Annotated in this window: 24 protein-coding genes and 2 rRNA genes; 1 reads left to right on the top strand and 25 read right to left on the bottom strand. The window is 33.3% G+C overall.

Annotated elements, in window-relative coordinates:
* Positions 1 to 34 precede the first annotated feature (34 nt).
* The 21 genes from BUB32_RS03305 to BUB32_RS03205 all read right to left on the bottom strand — a co-directional run bounded on the left by BUB32_RS03305 (position 35) and on the right by BUB32_RS03205 (position 18,552).
* On the bottom strand, positions 35 to 217 hold the full coding sequence (locus tag BUB32_RS03305) for a hypothetical protein (RefSeq protein ID WP_072967474.1): 183 nt from the start codon (positions 215 to 217) through the stop codon (positions 35 to 37).
* A 59-nt stretch (positions 218 to 276) separates the two neighbouring features.
* Positions 277 to 912 carry a thiamine diphosphokinase gene (locus tag BUB32_RS03300; protein ID WP_072967473.1) on the bottom strand — a complete coding sequence of 212 codons (636 nt, stop codon included), beginning with the start codon at positions 910 to 912 and terminating at the stop codon, positions 277 to 279.
* On the bottom strand, positions 909 to 1,559 hold the full coding sequence (rpe, locus tag BUB32_RS03295) for a ribulose-phosphate 3-epimerase (RefSeq protein ID WP_003869216.1): 651 nt from the start codon (positions 1,557 to 1,559) through the stop codon (positions 909 to 911). The genes BUB32_RS03300 and rpe overlap by 4 nt, the downstream gene beginning before the upstream one ends.
* A gap of 3 nt (positions 1,560 to 1,562) precedes the next feature.
* Positions 1,563 to 2,444 carry a ribosome small subunit-dependent GTPase A gene (gene rsgA, locus BUB32_RS03290; protein WP_072967471.1) on the bottom strand — a complete coding sequence of 294 codons (882 nt, stop codon included), beginning with the start codon at positions 2,442 to 2,444 and terminating at the stop codon, positions 1,563 to 1,565.
* Positions 2,445 to 4,322 (bottom strand): Stk1 family PASTA domain-containing Ser/Thr kinase, encoded by a 1,878-nt coding sequence (gene pknB / locus BUB32_RS03285; protein ID WP_072967469.1) that lies wholly within the window; start codon positions 4,320 to 4,322, stop codon positions 2,445 to 2,447. It abuts the gene before it with no gap.
* Positions 4,319 to 5,062, bottom strand: a complete 744-nt coding sequence (locus tag BUB32_RS03280; protein WP_072967467.1) for a Stp1/IreP family PP2C-type Ser/Thr phosphatase — start codon at positions 5,060 to 5,062, stop codon at positions 4,319 to 4,321. The genes pknB and BUB32_RS03280 overlap by 4 nt, the downstream gene beginning before the upstream one ends.
* Before the next feature lie 7 nt (positions 5,063 to 5,069).
* Positions 5,070 to 6,098 carry a dual-specificity RNA methyltransferase RlmN gene (gene rlmN, locus BUB32_RS03275; RefSeq protein ID WP_072967465.1) on the bottom strand — a complete coding sequence of 343 codons (1,029 nt, stop codon included), beginning with the start codon at positions 6,096 to 6,098 and terminating at the stop codon, positions 5,070 to 5,072.
* A 97-nt stretch (positions 6,099 to 6,195) separates the two neighbouring features.
* On the bottom strand, positions 6,196 to 7,527 hold the full coding sequence (gene rsmB, locus BUB32_RS03270; protein WP_072967463.1) for a 16S rRNA (cytosine(967)-C(5))-methyltransferase RsmB: 1,332 nt from the start codon (positions 7,525 to 7,527) through the stop codon (positions 6,196 to 6,198).
* A gap of 18 nt (positions 7,528 to 7,545) precedes the next feature.
* Positions 7,546 to 8,229 (bottom strand): zinc metallopeptidase, encoded by a 684-nt coding sequence (locus tag BUB32_RS03265; RefSeq protein WP_072967461.1) that lies wholly within the window; start codon positions 8,227 to 8,229, stop codon positions 7,546 to 7,548.
* A gap of 5 nt (positions 8,230 to 8,234) precedes the next feature.
* Positions 8,235 to 8,987, bottom strand: coding sequence for a DUF116 domain-containing protein (locus BUB32_RS03260; protein WP_072967459.1), 753 nt, complete (start codon positions 8,985 to 8,987; stop codon positions 8,235 to 8,237).
* Between the two features lie 20 nt (positions 8,988 to 9,007).
* On the bottom strand, positions 9,008 to 9,937 hold the full coding sequence (gene fmt, locus BUB32_RS03255; protein ID WP_072967876.1) for a methionyl-tRNA formyltransferase: 930 nt from the start codon (positions 9,935 to 9,937) through the stop codon (positions 9,008 to 9,010).
* Between the two features lie 4 nt (positions 9,938 to 9,941).
* Positions 9,942 to 10,421 (bottom strand): peptide deformylase, encoded by a 480-nt coding sequence (def, locus tag BUB32_RS03250; protein WP_003869225.1) that lies wholly within the window; start codon positions 10,419 to 10,421, stop codon positions 9,942 to 9,944.
* Between the two features lie 19 nt (positions 10,422 to 10,440).
* A complete protein-coding gene (gene priA / locus BUB32_RS03245; protein ID WP_072967457.1) occupies positions 10,441 to 12,639 on the bottom strand; it encodes a primosomal protein N' in 2,199 nt (732 codons plus the stop codon).
* Positions 12,640 to 12,689: 50 nt separating this feature from the next.
* Positions 12,690 to 13,889 carry a bifunctional phosphopantothenoylcysteine decarboxylase/phosphopantothenate--cysteine ligase CoaBC gene (gene coaBC / locus BUB32_RS03240; RefSeq protein WP_072967456.1) on the bottom strand — a complete coding sequence of 400 codons (1,200 nt, stop codon included), beginning with the start codon at positions 13,887 to 13,889 and terminating at the stop codon, positions 12,690 to 12,692.
* An 11-nt stretch (positions 13,890 to 13,900) separates the two neighbouring features.
* On the bottom strand, positions 13,901 to 14,113 hold the full coding sequence (gene rpoZ, locus BUB32_RS03235) for a DNA-directed RNA polymerase subunit omega (protein WP_029687577.1): 213 nt from the start codon (positions 14,111 to 14,113) through the stop codon (positions 13,901 to 13,903).
* Positions 14,110 to 14,733: a guanylate kinase gene (gene gmk / locus BUB32_RS03230; protein WP_072967454.1), complete on the bottom strand. Its 624-nt coding sequence runs from the start codon at positions 14,731 to 14,733 to the stop codon at positions 14,110 to 14,112. The genes rpoZ and gmk overlap by 4 nt, the downstream gene beginning before the upstream one ends.
* Positions 14,734 to 14,742: 9 nt before the next feature.
* Complete coding sequence (remA, locus tag BUB32_RS03225; protein ID WP_072967452.1) at positions 14,743 to 15,033, bottom strand: extracellular matrix/biofilm regulator RemA; 291 nt, start codon at positions 15,031 to 15,033, stop codon at positions 14,743 to 14,745.
* A gap of 12 nt (positions 15,034 to 15,045) precedes the next feature.
* Positions 15,046 to 15,918, bottom strand: a complete 873-nt coding sequence (locus tag BUB32_RS03220; RefSeq protein ID WP_072967450.1) for a YicC/YloC family endoribonuclease — start codon at positions 15,916 to 15,918, stop codon at positions 15,046 to 15,048.
* Positions 15,918 to 16,787 carry a diaminopimelate epimerase gene (gene dapF / locus BUB32_RS03215; protein WP_072967448.1) on the bottom strand — a complete coding sequence of 290 codons (870 nt, stop codon included), beginning with the start codon at positions 16,785 to 16,787 and terminating at the stop codon, positions 15,918 to 15,920. The genes BUB32_RS03220 and dapF overlap by 1 nt, the downstream gene beginning before the upstream one ends.
* Positions 16,788 to 16,878: 91 nt before the next feature.
* Positions 16,879 to 18,009 (bottom strand): MFS transporter, encoded by a 1,131-nt coding sequence (locus tag BUB32_RS03210; RefSeq protein WP_072967446.1) that lies wholly within the window; start codon positions 18,007 to 18,009, stop codon positions 16,879 to 16,881.
* Between the two features lie 15 nt (positions 18,010 to 18,024).
* Complete coding sequence (locus BUB32_RS03205) at positions 18,025 to 18,552, bottom strand: Chromate resistance protein ChrB (protein WP_072967445.1); 528 nt, start codon at positions 18,550 to 18,552, stop codon at positions 18,025 to 18,027.
* 196 nt (positions 18,553 to 18,748) lie between these two features.
* Here BUB32_RS03205 and BUB32_RS03200 point away from each other — a divergent pair, with 196 nt between their 5' ends.
* Positions 18,749 to 20,461, top strand: coding sequence for an Rqc2 family fibronectin-binding protein (locus tag BUB32_RS03200; protein ID WP_072967443.1), 1,713 nt, complete (start codon positions 18,749 to 18,751; stop codon positions 20,459 to 20,461).
* Positions 20,462 to 20,771: 310 nt separating this feature from the next.
* Here the strand turns inward: BUB32_RS03200 and thpR are convergent, their stop codons facing one another.
* The 4 genes from thpR to BUB32_RS03180 form a co-directional block, all read right to left on the bottom strand.
* Complete coding sequence (gene thpR / locus BUB32_RS03195) at positions 20,772 to 21,320, bottom strand: RNA 2',3'-cyclic phosphodiesterase (RefSeq protein WP_072967436.1); 549 nt, start codon at positions 21,318 to 21,320, stop codon at positions 20,772 to 20,774.
* A gap of 15 nt (positions 21,321 to 21,335) precedes the next feature.
* Positions 21,336 to 21,905, bottom strand: a complete 570-nt coding sequence (locus tag BUB32_RS03190) for a GNAT family N-acetyltransferase (protein ID WP_072967433.1) — start codon at positions 21,903 to 21,905, stop codon at positions 21,336 to 21,338.
* A gap of 109 nt (positions 21,906 to 22,014) precedes the next feature.
* A 5S ribosomal RNA gene (rrf, locus tag BUB32_RS03185) occupies positions 22,015 to 22,123 on the bottom strand.
* A gap of 30 nt (positions 22,124 to 22,153) precedes the next feature.
* Positions 22,154 to 22,346, bottom strand: a 23S ribosomal RNA gene (locus tag BUB32_RS03180); the annotation flags it as partial.

Raw genomic sequence — 22,346 nt, 5'->3', positions numbered from 1 at the left:
AAAGACGTGCATTTTTGCACGCTTTTTTATTTTTTCACTTAAAATATATGTTTACATAATAACCGGCTATTACAAGAAAAATTCCTAGAAAAATCATCCACAACCAGGCAGGAATATAAATAACAAATATCAATACACCCAAAGCCATCAATATATATCCCAGCGAATAATTCAATTGCCTATTTAATCGCTTCAGCTTATAAAAAAATTTATCCATAAAAACACCCCTTCCCTCTTTAGTTACTATATACTATTCATTGGAAGGGGATTTTGAAACTATTCTCTTGGCTTTATCACTAATAAAAGTCCTTCTTCTATTTCTATAGTGGCTTTATCCTCTGTAAAAACATTGCTTATACCGTAAGGCATCTCTAAATCCATACTTTGACCTGAAAGACCATAAAACAAGCCTTTAGTGTATATTCCCTTTACTTCCTTTGAATAAGGCAGTAAAGATAAAAGTTCTCCTTTTTTACCTTCAACCTCTATAAATTTATTTATCAAATATATTTCATTCATTTCATTTACAATTTTACCCTTAATATTGCGATTTAGTAGATAGAGTAAAAGTGAAAGATTTGCATAAGAATGGTCAAATCTTTCTCCAATCACTCCTATAAAAGTAACGTCTGTTGCACCTAATTCTATCGCTTTTAACATTGCCAGTTGTGTATCTGTCTCATCCTTCATGGGTGGATATTTTTCTATCCTTACCCCCTCTTTTTCATAAAATTCTAAAACTTCTTCTTCTATTGAATCTAAATCTCCCACTATTAAATGAGGTTTTAGTTTCATTCGGTAAGCATGATTTGCTCCACCATCTGCACATATAACCATATCTGCATCCTTTAATAGCTTTTCATAAAAATTATAATCTTTTATATCTCCATTAGAAATAATTAAGACCTTCATTTTTCTATTGCCTCTCTAAATTCTTTTATAGTTTGAGCAGGATTTGAAGAATCAAAAATTGCAGAACCAGCTACAATTATATCAGCTCCTGCCTCAACCACTTCCTTTACATTATAAAGGTTAATTCCACCGTCTACCTCAATTTCAAAGTTTAAGCCTAAATCTTCTCTCATTTTCTTTAATTCTTCAATCTTTTTAAGCATTGAATCTATAAACTTTTGTCCTCCAAATCCAGGATTTACTGTCATAATCAAAATCATGTCAACATCCTGTAATATATATTTTAAAGTTTCTAAAGGTGTAGCTGGATTTAAAGAAACCCCAGCTTTTTTGCCGTAGCCTTTTATTTTTTGTATTGTCCTATGTAAGTGTATACAAGCCTCTTGGTGGACAGTTATAATATCCGCTCCTGAATTTGCAAACTCCTCTATGTACAAATCCGGATTTTCAATCATCAAATGGACATCAAAAGGAAGAGAAAAAAATTTTCTAAGGGACTTTACAACTACTGGTCCAATGGTGATATTTGGAACAAAATGGCCATCCATTACATCAATATGCAAAAGGTCAGCATCTTTTTCTATCTTTTTTACATCTTCTAATAAATTCGCAAAATTTGCGGATAATATTGAAGGAGCTATTTTCAATTTTTAGTACCTCCTCTTCTCTTTTTCCTTTAATTCTTTTAGCAGAGAAAGATAACTCAAATATCTGTTTTTATCTATTAATCCTTCTTCCACAGCCTTTATAACATTACAATCTGGCTCATTTACATGAAGACAAGAAGAAAACTTGCATCCCTTTTGAAACTCTAAAAATTCTTTAAAATAGTATCGAAGGTCTTGTTTATCAATATCCAACGTCAAAGCAGTAAAACCCGGCGTATCTAAAACATATCCTCCAAAATCAAGAGATAAAAGTTCTACACTTCTTGTTGTGTGTCTACCTCTTAGAAGCTTTTCACTTACCTCCCCTGTCTGTAGTTTTATATTTGACTGAATAGAATTAATCAAAGAGGATTTCCCAACTCCAGAAGGGCCTGCAAAAAATGAAACCTTGTCCTTTAAATAAGATTTTAATTTCTCAATTCCTTCTTTTGTAACTGTAGAAGTAACCACTGCTTTATATCCTATTTTCTGATAAATAGTCACCAAATCAAAAGCTTCTCTATCCTCTTTTAAATCCACCTTATTGATACAAATCACAGGCTCAATATCATTGCTCTCTGCCAATACAATCATTTTATCTAATAAAACTCTGTTAAGCTCTGGCCTGACAATAGCAAATACTATTATCGCCTGGTCTACGTTAGCTACTGGAGGCCTTGTAAGTTCATTTTTTCGGGGTAAAATGTTTAAAATATACCCCTCACTATCGTTTATTATTTGAATTTCTACAATGTCACCTACTAAGGGAGTAATATTATCTTTTCTAAACTTTCCACGAGCACGGCATTCTATAATGCCGTGCTCTGTAGCTACATAATAAAATCCAGCTATTCCTCGTACAATTCTTCCTTCAATCCTTGTCAATTAAAATCTCGCCTCCACTGTACTATATACCTGTCCATCTATATCCACCTCAATTGTAGCTTTTCCTTTATATGCCGTTACAGGAACAGTAAGAGGGCTGTCTTGATAAGTGTGCTCGGCAGAATATACTAGATTCTTTTGTCCGTTTTGTATTACATACACATCCACTTTCATAGTACCTGGTTTGTCAGGCAATTTAATAATAACATTTTTAGTTTGTTGTTGTAAAGAATCTTGAGGCATCTTGCTAACAATTAAATCTATCGGACTTCCCTTTTGGACTTCACTATTTGGAGGAACACTTTGCTCTAACACAATGTTTTCTGGTGCATCAGTTGTCTCTTTATAAATGACTTTACCTAATTTTAAACCAGCATTTTCTAAGGCAGTTGTCGCTTCCTCCAATGTCATATTAACTACGTTAGGCATTATTGCAGGCTGTGGACCTTTGCTAACATACAGGTCAATTACTGTGTTATATTCTACCTGTACTCCTTGTCTTGGATTTTGGTCAAAAACATACTCTTTAGGAAACTGGTCATTATATTGTTCTATAATATTTGCTTTGAGGCCCATATTCTCAAGAATATTTTTAGCCTCTAAATAATCTTTATTTATCACATTAGGCACCACAACAACCTGCTTACCTTTACTAATCACCACGTAGACCGTACTTCCTGTTTTTACTACACTCCCTTGTGAAGGGTCTTGAGATAAAACAGTATTTTCAGGTTTATCGCTATACCGCTCTTCACTTATCTCCATCTTTAAATTATGGTCTGACAAAATTTTACTTGCCTGATTTAATGGCGAACCTACCACATTTGGAACTACCACATCGCTTACTTTGAAAAAGTTATTGAAGACATACATCGTACCATAAGCTAAAGAAGCCAGTAGCAAGAGAATTAATAAAACAGTTGTTATTCTTTTTATGACATTTCTCCTTTTCTTTTCTTTTTCCTTCCTTTGGGCCGCTCTCTTTAACTCCTCTACATCTTTAGAAGGAATCACTCGTGTTTTTGTGATTTCTTCTTCTTTGAAATTTAGTTCTTTAGGGTTTCGCAAAAAAGTGTCTAAGTCCTTAAGAAAATCTGCTGCAGTTTGATACCTTAGATTTACATCCTTTTGGGTAGCTTTTAAAACTATTTGATCTAATTCTTTCGGCACTTTGTCATTTAGCTTTGAAGGGGGGATTATATCTTCTTGAATGTGTTTTAAAGCAACAGAAATAGGACTATCGCCCTCAAAAGGCACTTTTCCCGTTAACATTTCATAAAGGACGATTCCTAAAGAGTAAATATCCGTCCTTTCATCTACTATTCCACCCCTTGCCTGTTCAGGCGAAAAATAATAAGCAGTACCTACTACATCTCCAGTGTAAGTTATAGTAGAACCATTAGCAGCTCGTGCAATTCCAAAATCAGTAACTTTCACCACATCGTCATCAGTAACAAGAATATTTTGAGGTTTTATATCTCTGTGAATAATGCGATTCCTATGGGCATGGTCCAATGCCTTGCAAACTTGTCGTGCTATTTCTATCGCTCTACCTACCTCTAATGGCCCACCATTTTCACTTATAAGCTTTTTTAAAGTACGTCCCTTTACATATTCCATCACAATGTAGTAAATATCCCCTTCTTGCCCAACATCGTATATACTCACTATATTAGGGTGAGAAAGACTTGCCGCTGCCTGAGATTCTCTTCTAAATTTTTTTACAAAATCCTCATCTGCTGCAAATTCAGGCCTCAAAATCTTGATTGCCACTATTCTGTTAAGGAGATGACACTTTGCTTTGTAAACCTTAGCCATTCCGCCTTCGCCAATTTTCTCTAATATTTCATAGCGGTTACCTAATATACGTCCAATCATGATGTCACCTCCTTAACAGCAATAAGAGTTATGTTATCATATCCACCGTTAGCCTTTGCAAGATTTACCAAATTAGCACAAGAGGTATTTATATCTTCATTCTTAGTAAATTCATCTAAAATTTGTTGGTCTGTCACCAAATTAGTAAGTCCATCTGTGCATAAAAGCAAAATATCTTCTGGCATAACAGTGTCATGAAATATATCTACTTTTACATCCTCATCAACTCCCAAAGCCCTGGTTATTATATTTTTTTGAGGATGCACTCGGGCTTCTTCATGAGTTATTTTACCCATTTTTACAAGTTCTTCTACAAATGAATGGTCTTCTGTAATTTGTTTTATATGGTTATCTCTTATTAAATAAGCCCTACTATCTCCAATATGTCCTATAAAAAAATGATTTTTTTCAAAAAATAACAAAGTAAGGGTAGTACCCATCCCTGTCAATTCACATTCTGAACAGGCTTGAGAATAAACCACTTTATTAGCATATTTAATTGATTTCTCTATAAAACCTTCTATAGAAAAAATTTCTTTATCCTGTAGTTTAAAATAATTCTTTTTAAAATAATCAACAATGGCCTCAACTGCAGACTTACTTGCAACTTCACCCCCATTATGGCCTCCCATTCCATCTGCTACAATAAACAGTGGCAAATCTTTTTCCTCTGAGGCATAATAATAATCTTCATTTTTTTCTCTCACATTTCCAATATCAGTTAGGACAGCTACAATCATAAAAACCCTACCTTTCCTTTAAATACTTTCTCCTCAGCTGTCCACAGGCAGCTTCAATATCGCTTCCCAATTCCCTTCTCACCGTGCAAGATATCCCTGCATCTTCAATAATTTTTTTAAACATCATAACTTTTTCATTGTTTGCCTTTTTAAAGCCTATTTCTTTTACATAATTAATAGGTATCAAATTGACATGGCACAACATCCCTTTTAATAAATCAACCAATTGATACGCATGTTCTTTTTTATCATTTACTCCTTCAATTAAAGAATACTCAAAAGTTATCCTGCGCCTTGTTTTTTCTACATAATACTTACAAGCTTTCATCAATTCCTCTAATGGATAAGCCTTATTTATTGGCATTAGTTGAGTTCTCAATTCATCATTAGGAGCATGTAATGAAATAGATAAATTAACCTGTAGTTTTTCATCTGCAAATTGATAAATTTTAGGAACTATTCCACAAGTAGATATAGTTATATGCCTGCCGCCTATTCCTAAACCATAGGGGTTATTCACTATTTTTATAAATTTCATCACTTCATCATAATTATCAAAAGGTTCCCCACTTCCCATCAAAACAATATTAGAAATCTTGCCATAGTCGCTATCTATAGCCATAACTTGGTCCACCATCTCTGAGGCTTTTAAATCTCTAACTTTACCTCCAATAGCAGAAGCACAAAAGCTACATCTCATATTGCACCCTACTTGAGTAGAAACACAAGCAGTATTTCCAAACCTGTATCTTATAGCAACTCCTTCAATAATATTGTTGTCTTCCAACAAAAAAAGGTATTTTACCGTATCATCTACTTCAGAAACCCTTCTCGCTTCAATTTTTAGTTGTGAAATATAAGCGATTTCTTTTAATTTTGAGCGCAAATTCTTAGAGATATCTGTCATTTCGTCAAAATCTGTAATTTTTTTATCGTAAATCCACTTGTAAATCTGCTTAGCTCTATATCTACTCTCTCCAATATTTACAAAGAATTCTTCCATTTCTTCCAAGGTCATATCCTTTAAATTGTACAACTCAAATTACCTCCGTGTTCATTTAAGATTAAAATTTGTCCCTGTCAAGGATCAATAGGTAACTTATTTAGCTGACATTCTGCACAAGCTAACTCCCCTATTTTATCCTTCTTAACTTACTTATAAAAAAACCATCAATTTCATGTTCTAATGGCGTAGTTTGCACATATCTAGAATCAGTTTCAATGCTTAATCCACTTGGCATCTCAACTTTTATATCAACCAATTTAAAATTAGGGTGTTCTTTTAAAAATTTCATTATTATATTTTGATTTTCTTCTTTTCCTATAGTGCAGGTACTATACACTAAAAATCCACCTTTTTTTACATATTTTGAACTGGAATCTAATATTTTATATTGAGTTTCAATTAATTCTGAAATTTCTTTTCTCGTATAATTCTTTAACTTAATATCGGGTTTTTTTCTGATTATACCGATACCCGTACAAGGAACATCCGCTAAGACTTTATCAGCCTTTTCCAGATACTTTTCATTAACAAAAGTAGAGTCAAAGACCTCGGTTTTTACGTTTGTAATTCCTAATCTTTTACAATTTTCTTTTATCAACTCTAATCTATGAGGATGCAAATCAAAAGCGATAACTTCACCACTATTTTTCATCAATTGTGCTATATGAGTCGTTTTACCACCAGGAGCAGCACATACATCTATCACTGTATCTCCTTCTTTAGGATTTAAAGTTTTAGAAACCAACATAGAAGCCTCATCCTGAATGTAAATAAGCCCTTCTTTGTACAATTGATGACTTTCAGGATTTTTAATATCTATATACAATGCTTCTTCTAGATAATAGCCTTTTTTATAAGCTATACCGTAAGAATCTAATAGCCTTTTGAAATCTTCAATATCAATCTTTAGAGTATTAACCCTGTAGCAAATTTCAGGCCTTTCATTTAAACTTTTTAAAAGCTCCTCTGCTTTCTCTTCATCATAATTATTTAGTAATCTTTCCACAATCCACTCAGGATAAGAATATGTTACCTTCAAATATTGCTTTAAATCCCTCTCTTTATCAGGGAAAATTACTCTTTCTTTTTCTCTCTCATAGTTTCTTAAAACTGCATTTATAAAATTTGCTCTCTTTGTCCCTAATACTTTTTTAGCTATATTAACTGTCTCATTTATAGCTGCATAAGAAGGAACTTTGTCCATGTACAAAAGCTGGTATAATCCCATTTCAAGAAAAATCATGGTTTTTAAATCCGGAGCCTTCTTTACAAAAAAAGAAAGTATAAAATCTAATGTGTACTTTCTTTCAATAACACCAAATACCAACTCTTTAGTAAAACCTCTATCTATTTCTTTTAATTCTTGTCCTTTTAAATACTTATTAAAGGTAATATTCGCATAAGCTTCTTTTGACAACACTTCTTGAAGTATTTTATACGCTATTTCTCTTGGTTTCATTTATTGTATTTTTCTCCTTTACTCTCTGCTATTTCTTATAATAATCAATCTCAATAGTTGCATAATAGAAACTAATGCTGCAGCTACATAAGTCAAAGCAGCAGCTTGTAAAACCTTCCGAGCGGGTTCAATATCTTCTCTTGTAAAAAGCGCATTTGATTGAAGAAGCGCTATTGCCCTATTGCTTGCATCAAATTCTACAGGCAAAGTAATAACTTGAAAAAGCACTGCTGCACTAAAAAGAAGTATACCTATATTTATCAAATGTAATCCAGGAGCACCCATGAAAAATCCCAAAATTACTAACGGCCAAGCTAAATTAGCCCCTAAATTAGCTACAGGAACAAGACTGTTTCTTACAGTCAAAGGCACATAGCCTTTTGCGTGTTGTATCGCATGCCCTGCTTCATGGGCAGCTACTCCTATTGCAGCTATAGATTCACTCCCATAAACAGATTCAGAAAGTCTTAAAACTTTTGTTCTTGGATCATAATGGTCAGTCAAATTGCCCGGTATCCTTTCAATTCTAACATCATAAAGCCCCATACTATCCAATATCTTTCTCGCTACTTCCTCGGAGGTATATCCATATCTATTTCTGACGCGAGCATACTTGCTAAAAGTGCTCTGCACCTTAGCTTGTGCATACATAGCAAATATTAAAGCAGGTATTAAAAGTATTATTGTAGTATCCCAAAACATACTATTCACCCTCCGTTTAACAATTTTTTTATAGTCTCTTCAATTTTTTGCACATCTACCCGAGTGTTAAAGCAAGGGCCATTAGGTCTCTCATTTATTATACCATAAACAGGGATTTGCTTCACGTCTTGCATGCCACTTGTCAAATCTCTTTCACAAGCAATTGCTATTATTACCTTTGGCTTTGTATCCCTTACTACTTTTCTTGCAAGAGTACCTCCAGTAGCAACTGCCACATTTACACCATATTTTTCTTTAAAGTTTACCAAATCATTGATTTGGCACTTTCCACATCGTCTACAATTATCTATATCATAAGTCACTTTAAATTTACATCCGCTGTATTGTATGCAATGAGGTGCCAATATCAATATGTCTTGTGAAGCATATCTCTTTATATTTTTATTAAACAAAAAATTCTTTATTTCAATGTAAGACTGCTCTACCTTTTCAATCTTTAAATCCAAAACTCTTGCTACAAACACCACTAGAGGATAAAAAAGGTCTAAAAAATTTGCTATGAAAGAACTTAAAAATTTGTTAGATTTTTTACTGACCACCACGTAAAAAGTTGCTCCAATAACAGCTACAATTAAAGCCATCAAAAAAAGAACAAAAATCATTAACGTCATAAGTAGATATTTATAAAGTTCAATTCTACCTCTATTTATTACGTATAAAATTCCCAAAACAATTAAATTCAAAACCAAAAAGGTAACTGCCAATATCCCCAAAAAAACTCTTTTTTTCCCCTTCAAAAGTAATTCTCCTTTTTAAATTATCTAAAGATTGTCCCTTCAGGTATATTGTGACCTATTAAATATTCCCTAATACCCATTTTTTTAGAACCTTCTTGTTGAATTTCTACTATCTTTAAGGCATCTTTACCGCATTTCACGATTAAATCCCCTTTTGACTTTAAAACTGTTCCATTTTCTTCATTCCCATTGTATTCAACTATCTCGCCTTTCCAAATTTTTAGCATTTTATCCCCATAAAAAGTATAACAACCAGGCCAAGGCTTCATTCCCCTTATCAAATTTCGTATTTCTTCTGCCGTTTTATTCCAATCTATATGTCCCATTTCTTTAGTAAGTATTGGTGAATAAGAAGCCTCCTCTTCCCGCTGTTTCACAGGAATCAAAGTACCTTTTTCTAACGCCTTTAAGGTTTCTATCAAAACCTCTGCTCCTAATCGAGAAAGCTTATCATGAAGTGTTCCCGCATCATCTTCCTCTAAAATAGGAATAGATTTTTTGATAAGCATATCTCCTGTATCCAATCCCTTATCCATAAGCATTGTAGTAATACCCGTTTCTCTTTCACCATTGATTATAGCCCAATTAATCGGAGCAGCTCCTCTGTATTTGGGCAAAAGAGAAGCATGGACATTTATGCAGCCGTATTTGGGCAGTGTCAAAACCTCTTCAGGCAAAATCTTTCCATAAGCTGCAACAACTATGACATCGGGATTTATCTCTTTTAACCTGTTTAAAAACTCTGGATTGTTTTTTATTTTCTCCGGCTGTAAAATTTCTACTCCTTTTTGCAATGCCACTTCTTTGACAGGAGAAAAACTAAGTTTCATTCCTCTTCCTTTCTGTTTATCTGGCTGCGTAACCACTGCAGCCACATCATACCCTTCTTCAAAAAGTTTTTGCAAAGAGGGGACGGCAAAGTCAGGCGTCCCCATAAAGACAATTTTCAACAAGTCATACCTCCTTGACATTTTCTTTTTCTTCTTCATCTAAAAATCTTATAGCCTTATCTATAAACAGAACCCCGTTTAAATGATCTATTTCATGGCATAAAGCTCTTGCCAGTAAATCCTCTCCTTCAATTTCCCTCTCTTTACCTTCTCTATCCAAATATTTTACTTTTACTTTTTTAGGCCTTTTAACTTCTCCTACTACTCCAGGAATACTTAAACAGCCTTCGGCCCCCACCTGTTCTCCTTCTTCATACACAATCTCAGGGTTTATAAGCTCTAAAAGTCCTTCCCCCACATCTATGACAACTAACCTTCTCAAAACTCCTATTTGATTAGCAGCTAATCCAACTCCATCATTGAGATACATAGTTTGTGCCATATCCTCTAATATAGTGAGAATATGAGGATTTATCTCTGTAACAGGTTTTGCTTTTTTCCTTAAGACCTCATCTCCATTTTTTCTAATATACCTTATTGCCAAAATAAATACCTCCTTAAATTTACATGATATTCAAAGGGTCAATGTCTACAGCTATCCTTATATCCTTAGGATATTTCATCTTTTGAATTTCTTCTGCTATCTCTGTCAAGATATTTCTATCTTCACTTTTTAAAATGACCTGCCATCTATATCGGTTGTTTATTTTACTTATAGGAGCTGGAGCAGGTCCTAGTATTTTATTATAACTCTTATTTTGAAGTTTGTTAATAAGCTTTTGACAAGTTAAATAAGTGTTTGCAGCAGTGTTTTTAACCTCTTCTTCCTCTTCTCCTGATATCACTATATTCATTAGATGTGAAAAGGGAGGATATATAAAAATTTCTCTGTATTTTATCTCTTCGTTGTAAAACTTCACATAATTTTGCTGTTTTGCAGTAACTATACTATAGTGGTCATCTTCATAGGTCTGTATTACTACTCTTCCAGGCTTTTCACCTCTTCCTGCCCTTCCAGCTACCTGAGTAAGTAGCTGAAAAGTCCTCTCACTGGACCTAAAATCAGGAAGATTTAAAGTTATATCTGCAAGTATTACTCCCACCAACGTAACATTTGGAATGTCAAAGCCTTTAGATATCATTTGCGTACCGATTAGAATGTCTGCCTTACCATTTCTAAAGTCATAAAAAATTTTCTCATGAGACCCTTTTTTTCTTGTGGTATCTACATCCATCCTCAAAACTCTTGCATTAGGAAAAAACTTTTTTATGTCGTTTTCTACTCTTTCGGTCCCTATACCTAAATACCTAATCCTTTTACTTCCACATTTAGGACATGTATCTTTCATAGTCTCCTCATAACCGCAATAATGGCAAACCAATTTTTTATCTTCAAAATGATAAGTTAAAGAAATATCACAATTAGGACATTTAGGCACATAACCGCAATCTCTGCAGGAAACAAATGAAGAGTATCCTCTTCTGTTTAAAAAAAGAATAGTTTGCTCTTTCCTTTTAAGATTTTCTTTTATATAGGAAAATAATTTACGACTGAATATTGAAGTATTTCCGCTTGCCAATTCCTCACTCATATTGACAACTTCTATCTGCGGCATAGAAACATTAATCCTTTTTGTAAGTCTTATAAGTTTATATTCTCCTTTATTAGCTTTATAATAGGTCTCTAAAGAAGGAGTAGCACTGGCCATAACCAGAACTGCTTTTTCTATTTCACACCGCTTTTCTGCCACTTCTTTAGCATTATATTTAGGTCTTAAGTCTGATTGTTTGTAGGTAGTCTCATGTTCCTCGTCAATTATAATAAGGCCAAGATTATTAAAAGGGGCAAAAACTGCATTTCTCACACCAACTACTACGTCCACTAAACCATTTTTTACTTTTCGCCATTCATCAAAACGCTCTCCCGGTGAAAGGCCACTGTGAATTACAGCCACTCTATTGCCAAATCGACTCACAAATCTTTCAATAGTCTGAGGCGTCAATGAGATTTCTGGTACTAAAACTATAGCGCTTTTGCCTATTTTTATAGCTTCATCTATTAATTGAAGATAAACTTCAGTTTTGCCACTTCCTGTTACACCAAAAAGCAAATATTTATCAAAAGTGCCTGTCAAGATAGAACTTTTAACCTCTTCTACAGCTCTTTGTTGTTCTTCTGTCAATAATAGAGGCTTGGTTCTTTCAATATCTTTTACACTAAATCTCAATACTTCTTCCTCATAAATTTCTATATACCCTTTATTTTGTAAACTTCTTATAACTCCATAGTCTATATTGAGTACCTTGACAAGCTCAGAAAGCCTAATAGGACTTCTATTTTTTAAATATTGTAAAATCTCATATTGCTTAGGGGCTCTTTTAGAAAGTTGGAAAGGTATCTCATCAATATTTGTTTTCACAACCTTTACTTTCTTTTCCCCTTGCTTTATCCCTACAGGCATTATAGTCTGGAGAGCTTCGGAAAAATAACATTTATAATATTCCTTTATCCACTTAGCCAATTCAATCATTTTTTCATCAAATATGCTATAGCTGTCTAAAATCCTATGGATATCCTTTATTTTATTCACTGAATAAGACGCCTTGTCAGTAATACTTATTACATAACCATCTATAAACCTATTATTAAAAGGAACAGATACCCTCATACCAACTTTTATATCCATTCCTTCAGGAATACGATAAGTGTATACCCTGTCCGTATTAGAAGATTTAATATCTACAATGACCTCGGCAAACATGGCAACCTCCGCCTGTTAAATATTTACCAAATAAAAAAAGCCAAAAGGCCCTACAACAATTTAGCTATTTCATCTAATATCACATGAGAAGCTTCAATCTTTGTCATCAATGGATATTCTTTTACGTTTAAATTTCTATCTATGATTTTTATTATATTAGTGTCCACTTCAAAACCTGCTCCTTTTTGAGTTACGTCATTTGCAACTATTAAATCCATATTTTTCTCCTTTAACTTTCTTTGTGCATATTCTACTAAATTAGTAGTTTCAGCAGCAAAGCCTATCAAAATCTTGTTTCCTTTTTTCTGTCCTACTTCATACATTATGTCTGGATTTTTAACCAATTCAATAGTTAATTTCTCATCATCTTTTTTTATCTTTTCTTTTTTTATCTCTTTAGGTTTGTAGTCAGAAACAGCTGCAGCCCCTATGACAATGTCTACTTCATTAAGGTGCATCATGACAGCATTGTACATATCTACCGCTGTTTCTACAGGAATAAAAGTCACATCTTTAGGTACCTCTATATAAGTAGGGCCAGAAATTAAAATCACTTGTGCCCCTCTTTCTACTAAAGCTTTTGCAATCTCATAGCCCATTTTACCCGAAGAGCGATTTGTAATGTATCTTACAGGGTCAAGAGGCTCTCGAGTAGGCCCTGCTGTTACTAATACCTTTTTCCCTTCAAAGTCTCTTTTCTTCTCATTGTCCAATAACTCTAAAATAGCTTTTTCAATCTCCTCTACATCAGCCAATCTTCCTGCGCCATAAGTCCCACAAGCAAGCCTTCCGGCAGCTGGCTCCACAAATAAAAAACCATATTCTTTTAGAATTTTAATATTCTTTTGAGTTACAGGATTGGTATACATGTTTGTATTCATGGCGGGAGCAATTAATACAGGACTCTTTGTAGCAAGAATAGTAGTAGTTAACATATCGTCTGCAATCCCATGAGCAATTTTAGCAATAATATTTGCAGTTGCTGGAACTATTGCAAATACATCTGCTTTTTTTGCTAAAGAAATATGTTCAATCTCCCAATATTTCCTATCTGCAAACATATCAACAACTACTTTATTGTTAGTTAAAGCCTCAAAAGTGAGAGGGCTTATGAAATTTGTAGCTTCCTTTGTCATTATGACATCCACATTTATGTCTTTTTTTACTAATCGAGATGTAAGGTCAGCAGCTTTATAAGCTGCTATACCCCCTGTAACCCCTAATACTACATTTTTTTTGCTTGTATTCATTTCAACACCCTCTATTTTATTCCATATTTTTGCGGTCTTTGATAAGTAATAAGTCCTTTATTTACTTCTTCTGTAGCAATTGTTACAGGTTTATCAGAATCTATGTCTAATAATTTAGTGTCACCAGCAATAAGCTGTCTTGCTCTTTTTGCAACTAAAGAACACAAAGTATATTTGCTATCCACTTTTTCCATTAAATCTACAATTGATGGATATAAAATCATGTCAATCCCTCCTTGATTTCTAAGTACAAATCCTTATTTCTATCAACTCTGCATTTTTCTGCAATAATTATAGCTCTAATTTTTTCAACCGCTTCTTCTACACTATCATTTATAACTACATAATTGTACTTGGAAACATAATTTAATTCTTCATAAGCACTTTTAAATCTTTTTATTATCTCCTCTTCTGTCTCTGTCCCCCGTTTTTTAATCCTATTTTTTAATTCTTCCATTGAAGGAGGCAATATGAAAATAAACACTCCTTCTGGAAACTTCTCTTTTATCTTTAAAGCTCCTTGAATATCTATCTCTAAAACCACATCATTTCCTTCTTCTAAATTTTTTAATACGAAATCCTTTGGTGTTCCATAGTAGTGGTCGTATACCTTTGCCCATTCTAAAAAAGAATCATTTTCTATCATTTTCTCAAATTCTTCTTCCGATTTGAAAAAATAGTTTTTCCCTTCTATTTCTCCGCTTCTTGGCTGACGGGTAGTGGCAGATATACTCAATTTTAAATCTTTCTCTTTTTCCATCAAAGCTTTGCATATCGTCCCTTTCCCTGCACCTGACGGCCCAGAAAGTACAATAAGTAACCCTTTTTTCTTTTTCGACAACACAAATTCCCCCTACTCTCCCTCTTCTTCCTCTTCTTCTAAAGTATCTTCTAATATCTCCTTGTTAGAATTGAGACGATTAGCTACGGTCTCTGGTTGAACAGCAGAAAGTATTATGTGGTCACTATCAGTAATTATAACGGCTCTTGTTCTTCTACCATATGTAGCATCGATAAGCATACCTCTATTTTTTGCCTCTTGAATTATTCTTTTTATAGGTGCAGATTCTGGACTAACTATTGCCACCAATCTATTAGCCGAAATTATATTGCCAAAACCAATATTTATTAATTTAATCGACATACTTTTTCCTCCCTACTCAATATTTTGAACTTGTTCTCTAATTTTTTCAATTTCATTTTTCAAGTCAATGACTTTACTAGAAATTCTATAGTCTATCGACTTTGAAGCAATGGTATTAGCTTCACGATTCATCTCTTGAACTATAAAGTCTAATTTTTTACCTATAGACCCTTCTTCTTCTAAAGAATCTTTAAATTGGATAATGTGACTTTTAAGCCTTGTTATTTCTTCAGCAATACATGACTTGTCAGCAATAATTGCTATTTCCATTGCCATCCTATTATGATCTATATCTACCCCCAATTCTTTTATACGCTGTTCCAATCTTTTTCTATAATCTTCTACCATTACAAAACTCAAATCTTCAATCTCTTTTACTATATTTGAAATTTTGTCTATCCTATTAACTACATCATCGTATAATTTTATACCTTCTTTGTTTCTCATGTCAATGAGGTTATTAATAGCTTCACTCAATGGCAGTTTTAATAGCTTCCATATTTCTTCTAAATCCAAATCATCATTCTTTACTTTGATAACCTCTGGCAAATACACCAAATCACTTACCTTTATAAATCCTTCTAATTCAAATTTAGACTTTATATCAGTAAAAACTCTAAGATACTCTGACAAAAGACTCTCATCAATTTCTATAACATTAATGCTTCTTTCATATACTTCAAAGCCAATATTTAATTCTATTCTCCCTCTCGCAATCTGCTTTGAAACAAATTCTCTCACTTTTTCTTCAAGTCCACTTAAAAGTTTATTCATTCTGCAATTTATATCTAAAAATCTGTGGTTTAAAGATTTAATTTCCACAGTTATATAATAGCCTTTCTCCTTAATCTCACCTCTTCCATAACCGGTCATGCTTTTTATCATCATATCACCTTTTTCTTATTATAGTCAAATTCTCTCTGTATTAAACTAAAGTCTATCTCACCTCTAAAGACTTCTTCCACACTTCCTGATAAATAAATACTATTGTCCTCCAACCATTCTACCAAAAGCTTTCCAGCTTTAAAATGGACATTGACATTTCGCTCCGTCTTACCTAAAATTGCTGAAGCTACCGCAGACGCACAGGCGCCGCTTCCACAAGCAAGAGTAAGCCCCACACCTCTTTCCCAAGTCCTCACAGAAATATTTTCTTTATCTTCTACTTTTACAAAATCTACATTTGTGCCTTGAGGGAAAAGGGAAGATTTTTCAATTTTAGGACCTAATTCTTTAATCATATTTTCATCTAATGATTCTACAAAAACAATAGTATGAGGCACTCCTACCCTTAGAGAAGTTAATTTATAAACTTTCCCCTCTATTTTTACTGGCTCATTTATAAATTTTTGCTTGTCACTTTTTACAGGTATTTTGCTAGCTTCAAAAATGGGATTGCCCATATAAACTTTTACACTTTCTACTTTCCCATTTTCTTCAAAAACTTCTGGCATAATCACTCCCGCTAAGGTTTCCACTGCCATTTTCTCTTTTTTTACTATCCCTCTTTCATAAATATATTTTGCAAAACATCTAGAACCATTACCGCACATTTCTGCTTCGCTACCATCTGCATTAAAAATCCTCATCCTAATATCTGCAATTCCTGAAGGCTCAACAACTAAAAGACCATCCGCACCTATACCAAAATGCCTATCACAAAGTTTAATAGCTAATTCACTATAATCTACATTTTCTAGAGCCTCAATTACTATAAAGTCATTTCCCAATCCATGCATTTTAGTAAATTTCACCCATATCACTCCATTTTCTAATCTTCAAGGATATTATAACACAAAAAAGGCTAATTTGGTTAGATATTTTAAGAAAATGTGAGGAAAACAATCATAAAACGATCATAAGGCCAATAGCAGCCAAAACTCCCATAATTCCACCAAAATAAAAAGGTGCAGTTACTCCCAATGTATCCCAAAGTACCCCTGCTATAAAAGAAGCCGGTAAAAGGCCAATGCCTGTAAAAGTAGCATGAAGCCCTATAACTGTACCTTTTAAATGAGGTGGAGAAATTTCCGCAACTAAAGCTTTTTCAACACCCTCAGTCAAAGCGATGTATAAACCATAGACAGAGAATAACACCCACATAGCAGTTTTAAAACCCAAAATTGCAAATCCTAAATACACTATTCCATAAAAGAAATAACCCATAATGAGAAGCTTTTTTCTCCCTATCTTATCAGATAATCTTCCCATTGGATATGAAAATATCATGTAAACAATATTATACACCAAGTACAAAAGTATAACATCCGAATCGCTAAAGCCCACATTTTTTGCTCTCAAAAGTAAAAATTGATTAGAAGAATTGCCTAAGGCAAAAATTAAAATAACTATTAAAAACATTTGAAGACGTCTATCAAGACTTTTCCAAGAAAATGAAAGTTTTTTTGAAAGTTCATGTTTTACCGTGCTTTCCTTAGCAAAAAACAGCACAATAACTCCTAAAAAAGCTGGTATCAGAGAATACATAAAAACTGCTTTATAATCCCCTTTATAAGAAGTCAAAAAATAATACGCTAAAGTAATTCCAATCGTTGCGCCTAAAGTATCCAATGCCCTATGAAGTCCATATGCTCTCCCAATGTTTTCTTTATCTACAGCTTCAGCAATCAAAGCATCTCTTGGAGCTGTTCGTATTCCTTTTCCAAATCTGTCACTGGTTCTACCTAAAAAAACCCATCCCCATGAAGTAGCAAAATACAAAAACATTTTTCCTATAGTAGAAAAAGAATATCCAGCTATAGCTAAAGGTTTTCTTTTACCTACTTTATCAGATATGTACCCTGAAAAAACCTTAAGTATACTAGCTAGACTTTCTGCAAACCCTTCAATAATCCCTACTATTGCCGGACTTGCCCCAAGTTGAGAAGTGAGAAAAAGTGGAATCAGAGGATATACCATTTCAGTAGATATATCTGTAAGAAGACTTGTCAACCCCAAAATAATTACATTTAACAATTAAAATGCCTCCCTTCACTCTTTATTATTTTCATAAACCAATGAAGCAAAATATTCAAAGTCTCGACTGGCTTTTTCTAATAATTTCTCAACCTCTTTTTTTATTTCACACTCAAACACATCTCTTTGGGCTACTTTTTCAAACCACTTATATAACTTATTCAACTCATCTTCATTTTCCTCTAATTCTGCAAAAGTAAAATTTTTTCTTGCTATCTCTTTTTCAATCTCTTTAAAAAACTCTTCACATTGTTCCTTTATTTCACTATATTCTTCCCTCCTTTGATGATTAAATTGTTCTATCACATCTTTCTCTATTTCTTCATCAAGGGCCACTACTTCAAAGGCTTTAAAATCTCCTCCAAAGCCTTTAATTTCATCCTTTAGCTTCTCTATTTCTTTTAAAAACCTTTCCACGTAAGGTACAATACATACAGACTGTTGTAAATACAAAGCACCGATTTTTTTTATTCTTCTCCATATAGTAACTCTAGCTGTAGAAGAATCACTCGGGACCTTATACACAAAAAGTAACCACTTCAATTTTTCACCTCCTCTATCTCTTTCTCTTGCTTTTCAATTTTCTACTTATGGCAATTAAACTTTAATTCCTATTTTTACATCTTGTTTTATTGTAACAAATGTTACAACTAAAATCAATACAATCAATTTTTCACTATTAAACCCTTCGATTTCATGGTATACTTTTTATATACAATAGAATCTGGAGGTTATAACTATGGCTTTGGACGGCATAACTTTACATGCAATAACAAAAGAATTAAAAGAAGAAATTATTGGTGGAAGAATTGATAAAATATATCAACCTGAAAAAGAAGAATTAATCTTTATAATACGAAATAAAGGTAAAAACTATAAACTGTTATTGTCTGCTAATGCAAATTATCCAAGAATATATCTTACAGAAGAAAATAAAGAAAATCCTGCTGAGCCTCCAATGTTTTGCATGCTTTTAAGAAAATTTCTTCAAAACGGCAGGATAATAGATATAAAACAAGTAGAATTTGACAGAATAATAAAAATCGATATAGAAACAAAAGACGAATTAGAAAATCAAACAATTAAAACTCTAATTATTGAAATAATGGGAAGACACAGCAATATCATATTAATTGACAAAGCTACTCAAACGATAATAGATAGCATAAAAAGAGTATATTCCGATATGAGTAAAGTAAGAGAAGTACTACCTGGGAGGCAATATGTCTACCCACCACTGCAGGAAAAGTTAAATATAAATAATCTCTCGCTACCTTCTTTTAAAGAAGCTGTTAACAACTACAAATCAAAAAAAATTGAAAAAACTCTAGTAGATATTCTACAAGGATTTAGCCCCACTTTAGCAAGAGAAGTTGCTTTTAGATGTAATGTATCTGACAGATTTGTAGAATCAATAGAAGATGAGCAAATTGAAAATCTATATCAACACATAAAAAAAATATATGAAGATGTTTTAATCTTAAATTTAAAACCCTGCATTGCTTTTCAGGAAAATGAAGTAATTGACTTTTCTTGTATTGATTTGACTCAATATATTACAAAAACTTTTTTCCCTACAGTAAACCAAGCTGCTTGTAAATTTTTCAGTGAAAAAGCAAATATAATAAATTTGCAAGCAAGGTCCTCGGATTTAAGAAAAATCATCAACAACAATTTAGAAAAACTTTATAACAAACTAGATAAGCTTCAACAAGAATTAAACGAAGCAAAAAATGCTGACACTTTTAGACTTTACGGTGAACTTATAACAGCAAATATGCACCTTCTAAAAAAAGGAATGGAAAGCTTCAAAACTATAAACTATTACACTGGCGAAGAAATTGAAATACCCATTGACAAAAAATATTCCCCTTCAGAAAATGCCCAAAGATACTTTAAAAAATACAGCAAGTTAAAAAATGCCAATAAAATAATAGAAAAACAAATATCCGATACTCTTGAGGAAATAACTTATTTAGAAGGTCAACTAGTGAACTTGGAAAATTGTACATTACCATCAGAAATAGAGGAAATAAAAAATGAACTATCTGAACAAGGGTATATACATAAGCAGCAAAAGAAAAAAATATCACGGCAAACTCTTTCTCAACCATTGCATGTAGTATCTTCAGACGGTTTCGACATATATATAGGAAAAAACAACACTCAAAACGATTATCTAACGTTAAAATTCGCAAATCCTAACGATATATGGCTTCACACAAAAGACATACCAGGGTCCCACGTCATAATAAAGACAAATAACAAATCTGTGCCTGAAACAACTCTTATTGAAGCTGCAAAATTAGCCGCCAAATATAGCAAAGCGAAAAATTCTTCAAATGTACCTGTTGATTATACCTTAAAAAAATATGTAAAAAAACCTTCTGGCGCAAAACCAGGTTTTGTAATATATACAAACCAAAAGACCCTTTATGTAAATCCAGAGTAAGATGCTTTTTAGGCATCTTACAGTTTGTTGACAAAGTTAAAAAATATTCAAAGGAGATATTTTGCATCGTCGCTCCGATGTTCCAAAGCGACAAAACTAAAGCTCGGCCTTCGGGCTCCGGCAGGGTACCGGGCACAATCGGCCTCCTTGCCTCAGGTGCCCGTCTTCGCCATCCATGGCTTCGACCCTGCCTCCACCCTCGGTCTTGCTAAGTTTTGTTACCGCTTTGTAACAAGTCGCTCCTTATGCAAAATATCTCCTTTACGAAAGTTTGTCTACAGTCTGAAATACTTTTTAGGCATCTTATTTCTTATTTTAAAGGCACACTAAATATAGGAATATATTTTCTTCTATTTTCTTGTATAACGCTCTCATATAAAAAAATTGTATCTACTAAAATAGCCTCTTTCTCTTGTTTTTCAAAAATATTATTTACTTCTTCTATGTCAATGCTTAAACGTATGTCTCTGGCAATAGTAATGTGTGAAGTAAATTTCCTTTCATCTTTTGCAAATCCTATTTTATATAATTCTTTATCTATATTGTGATGCAATTTATTTAGAAATTCACTTTCTTCTGTTCCTATCCACAGAACTCTCATCTCCTTATTACCTTTAAAAAATCCTACTTCTGAAAGTCGTATGTAAAAGGGGCTGATGCCTTCTACTGCAACTTTTACCGCATCTTCTATTTTAGAAATAGCCTCTATTTCTATTTCCCCTAAGAATTTTAATGTGATGTGGAAGTTATCTTTATAAGTCCATCTCCCTTTTACAGTATAATTTTTTAATGTTTCCTGAAATCTCACTATCTGCTCTATAGTTTTTTCGCCTATATCAATTCCAACGAAAGCTCTCACAGTTATCCTCCTTGTTCACTTATTATTGTTATTATTTCCCTGGTAATAATTGTTTGTATTAATAAACTCCTCTTTTAAAATTCCCATTACATATTCATTTATGTACTTACCATGTTTATATACTACTTCTCTCAATAGTCCTTCTTTTTTAAAACCGCATTTTTCGTAACTTTTTATTGCCCTCTCATTAAAATCATAAACCCTTAACTCTACTCGATGTAAATTTAATTCATTAAAAATAAAATCCAGTAGTAAATTTAAAGCTTCCGTCCCATAGCCTTTATTTCTGTGTTTTTCTTCCCCAATCATTATCGCAATCTCACAATTTCTATTTTTCCAGTCCACATTATTATATGAAACATTTCCTATATATTCACCTGTGCTCCTAAGTATTATAGCAAATTCTCCATTTTCTTTTGGATCTTTTTTTGTTTTCCACCTTTCTGCAACAGTTTCTACTGTGACAGGATATGGTATACCAGGCATCATTAAATTTCTACTATCATCACTATTCCGAAACTCTACAAATTTTTCAAAATATTTACTCTCAAATGGAACAAGTTCAATTCTATTACTTTTTAACACGGCCAAAACCCTCCAAAGAAATTTTTAATTTATTATAGCATGAAAAAACAGAAAAGAGATAGTCCATTTTAAAAACAGACTACCTCTTTTTAAATAATGTATAAAATTTTACCGGCAGCGACCTACTCTTCCGCGAAAGCAGTACCATCGGCGCTGGAGGGCTTAACTTCCGTGTTCGGAATGGGAACGGGTGTTTCCCCTCCGCTATCGCCACCGGAAATCTAGACCTTCAAAACTGCACAAAGCCAAAGGTCAAGTCCTCGACTGATTAGTACCGGTCAGCTAAAAGTGTTTCCACTCTTACACCCCCGGCCTATCTACCTCGTGGTCTTCGAGGTGTCTTACCCCTTTCGGGTGGGAAACCTAATCTTGAGGCGGGCTTCACGCTTAGATGCTTTCAGCGTTTATCCACTCCGAACTTGGCTACCCAGCTGTGCACCT

The organism is Thermoanaerobacter uzonensis DSM 18761, from assembly GCF_900129115.1.
GTDB classification, from domain to species: Bacteria; Bacillota; Thermoanaerobacteria; order Thermoanaerobacterales; family Thermoanaerobacteraceae; genus Thermoanaerobacter; species Thermoanaerobacter uzonensis.
This window is presented reverse-complemented; position numbering and strand designations above follow the sequence as displayed.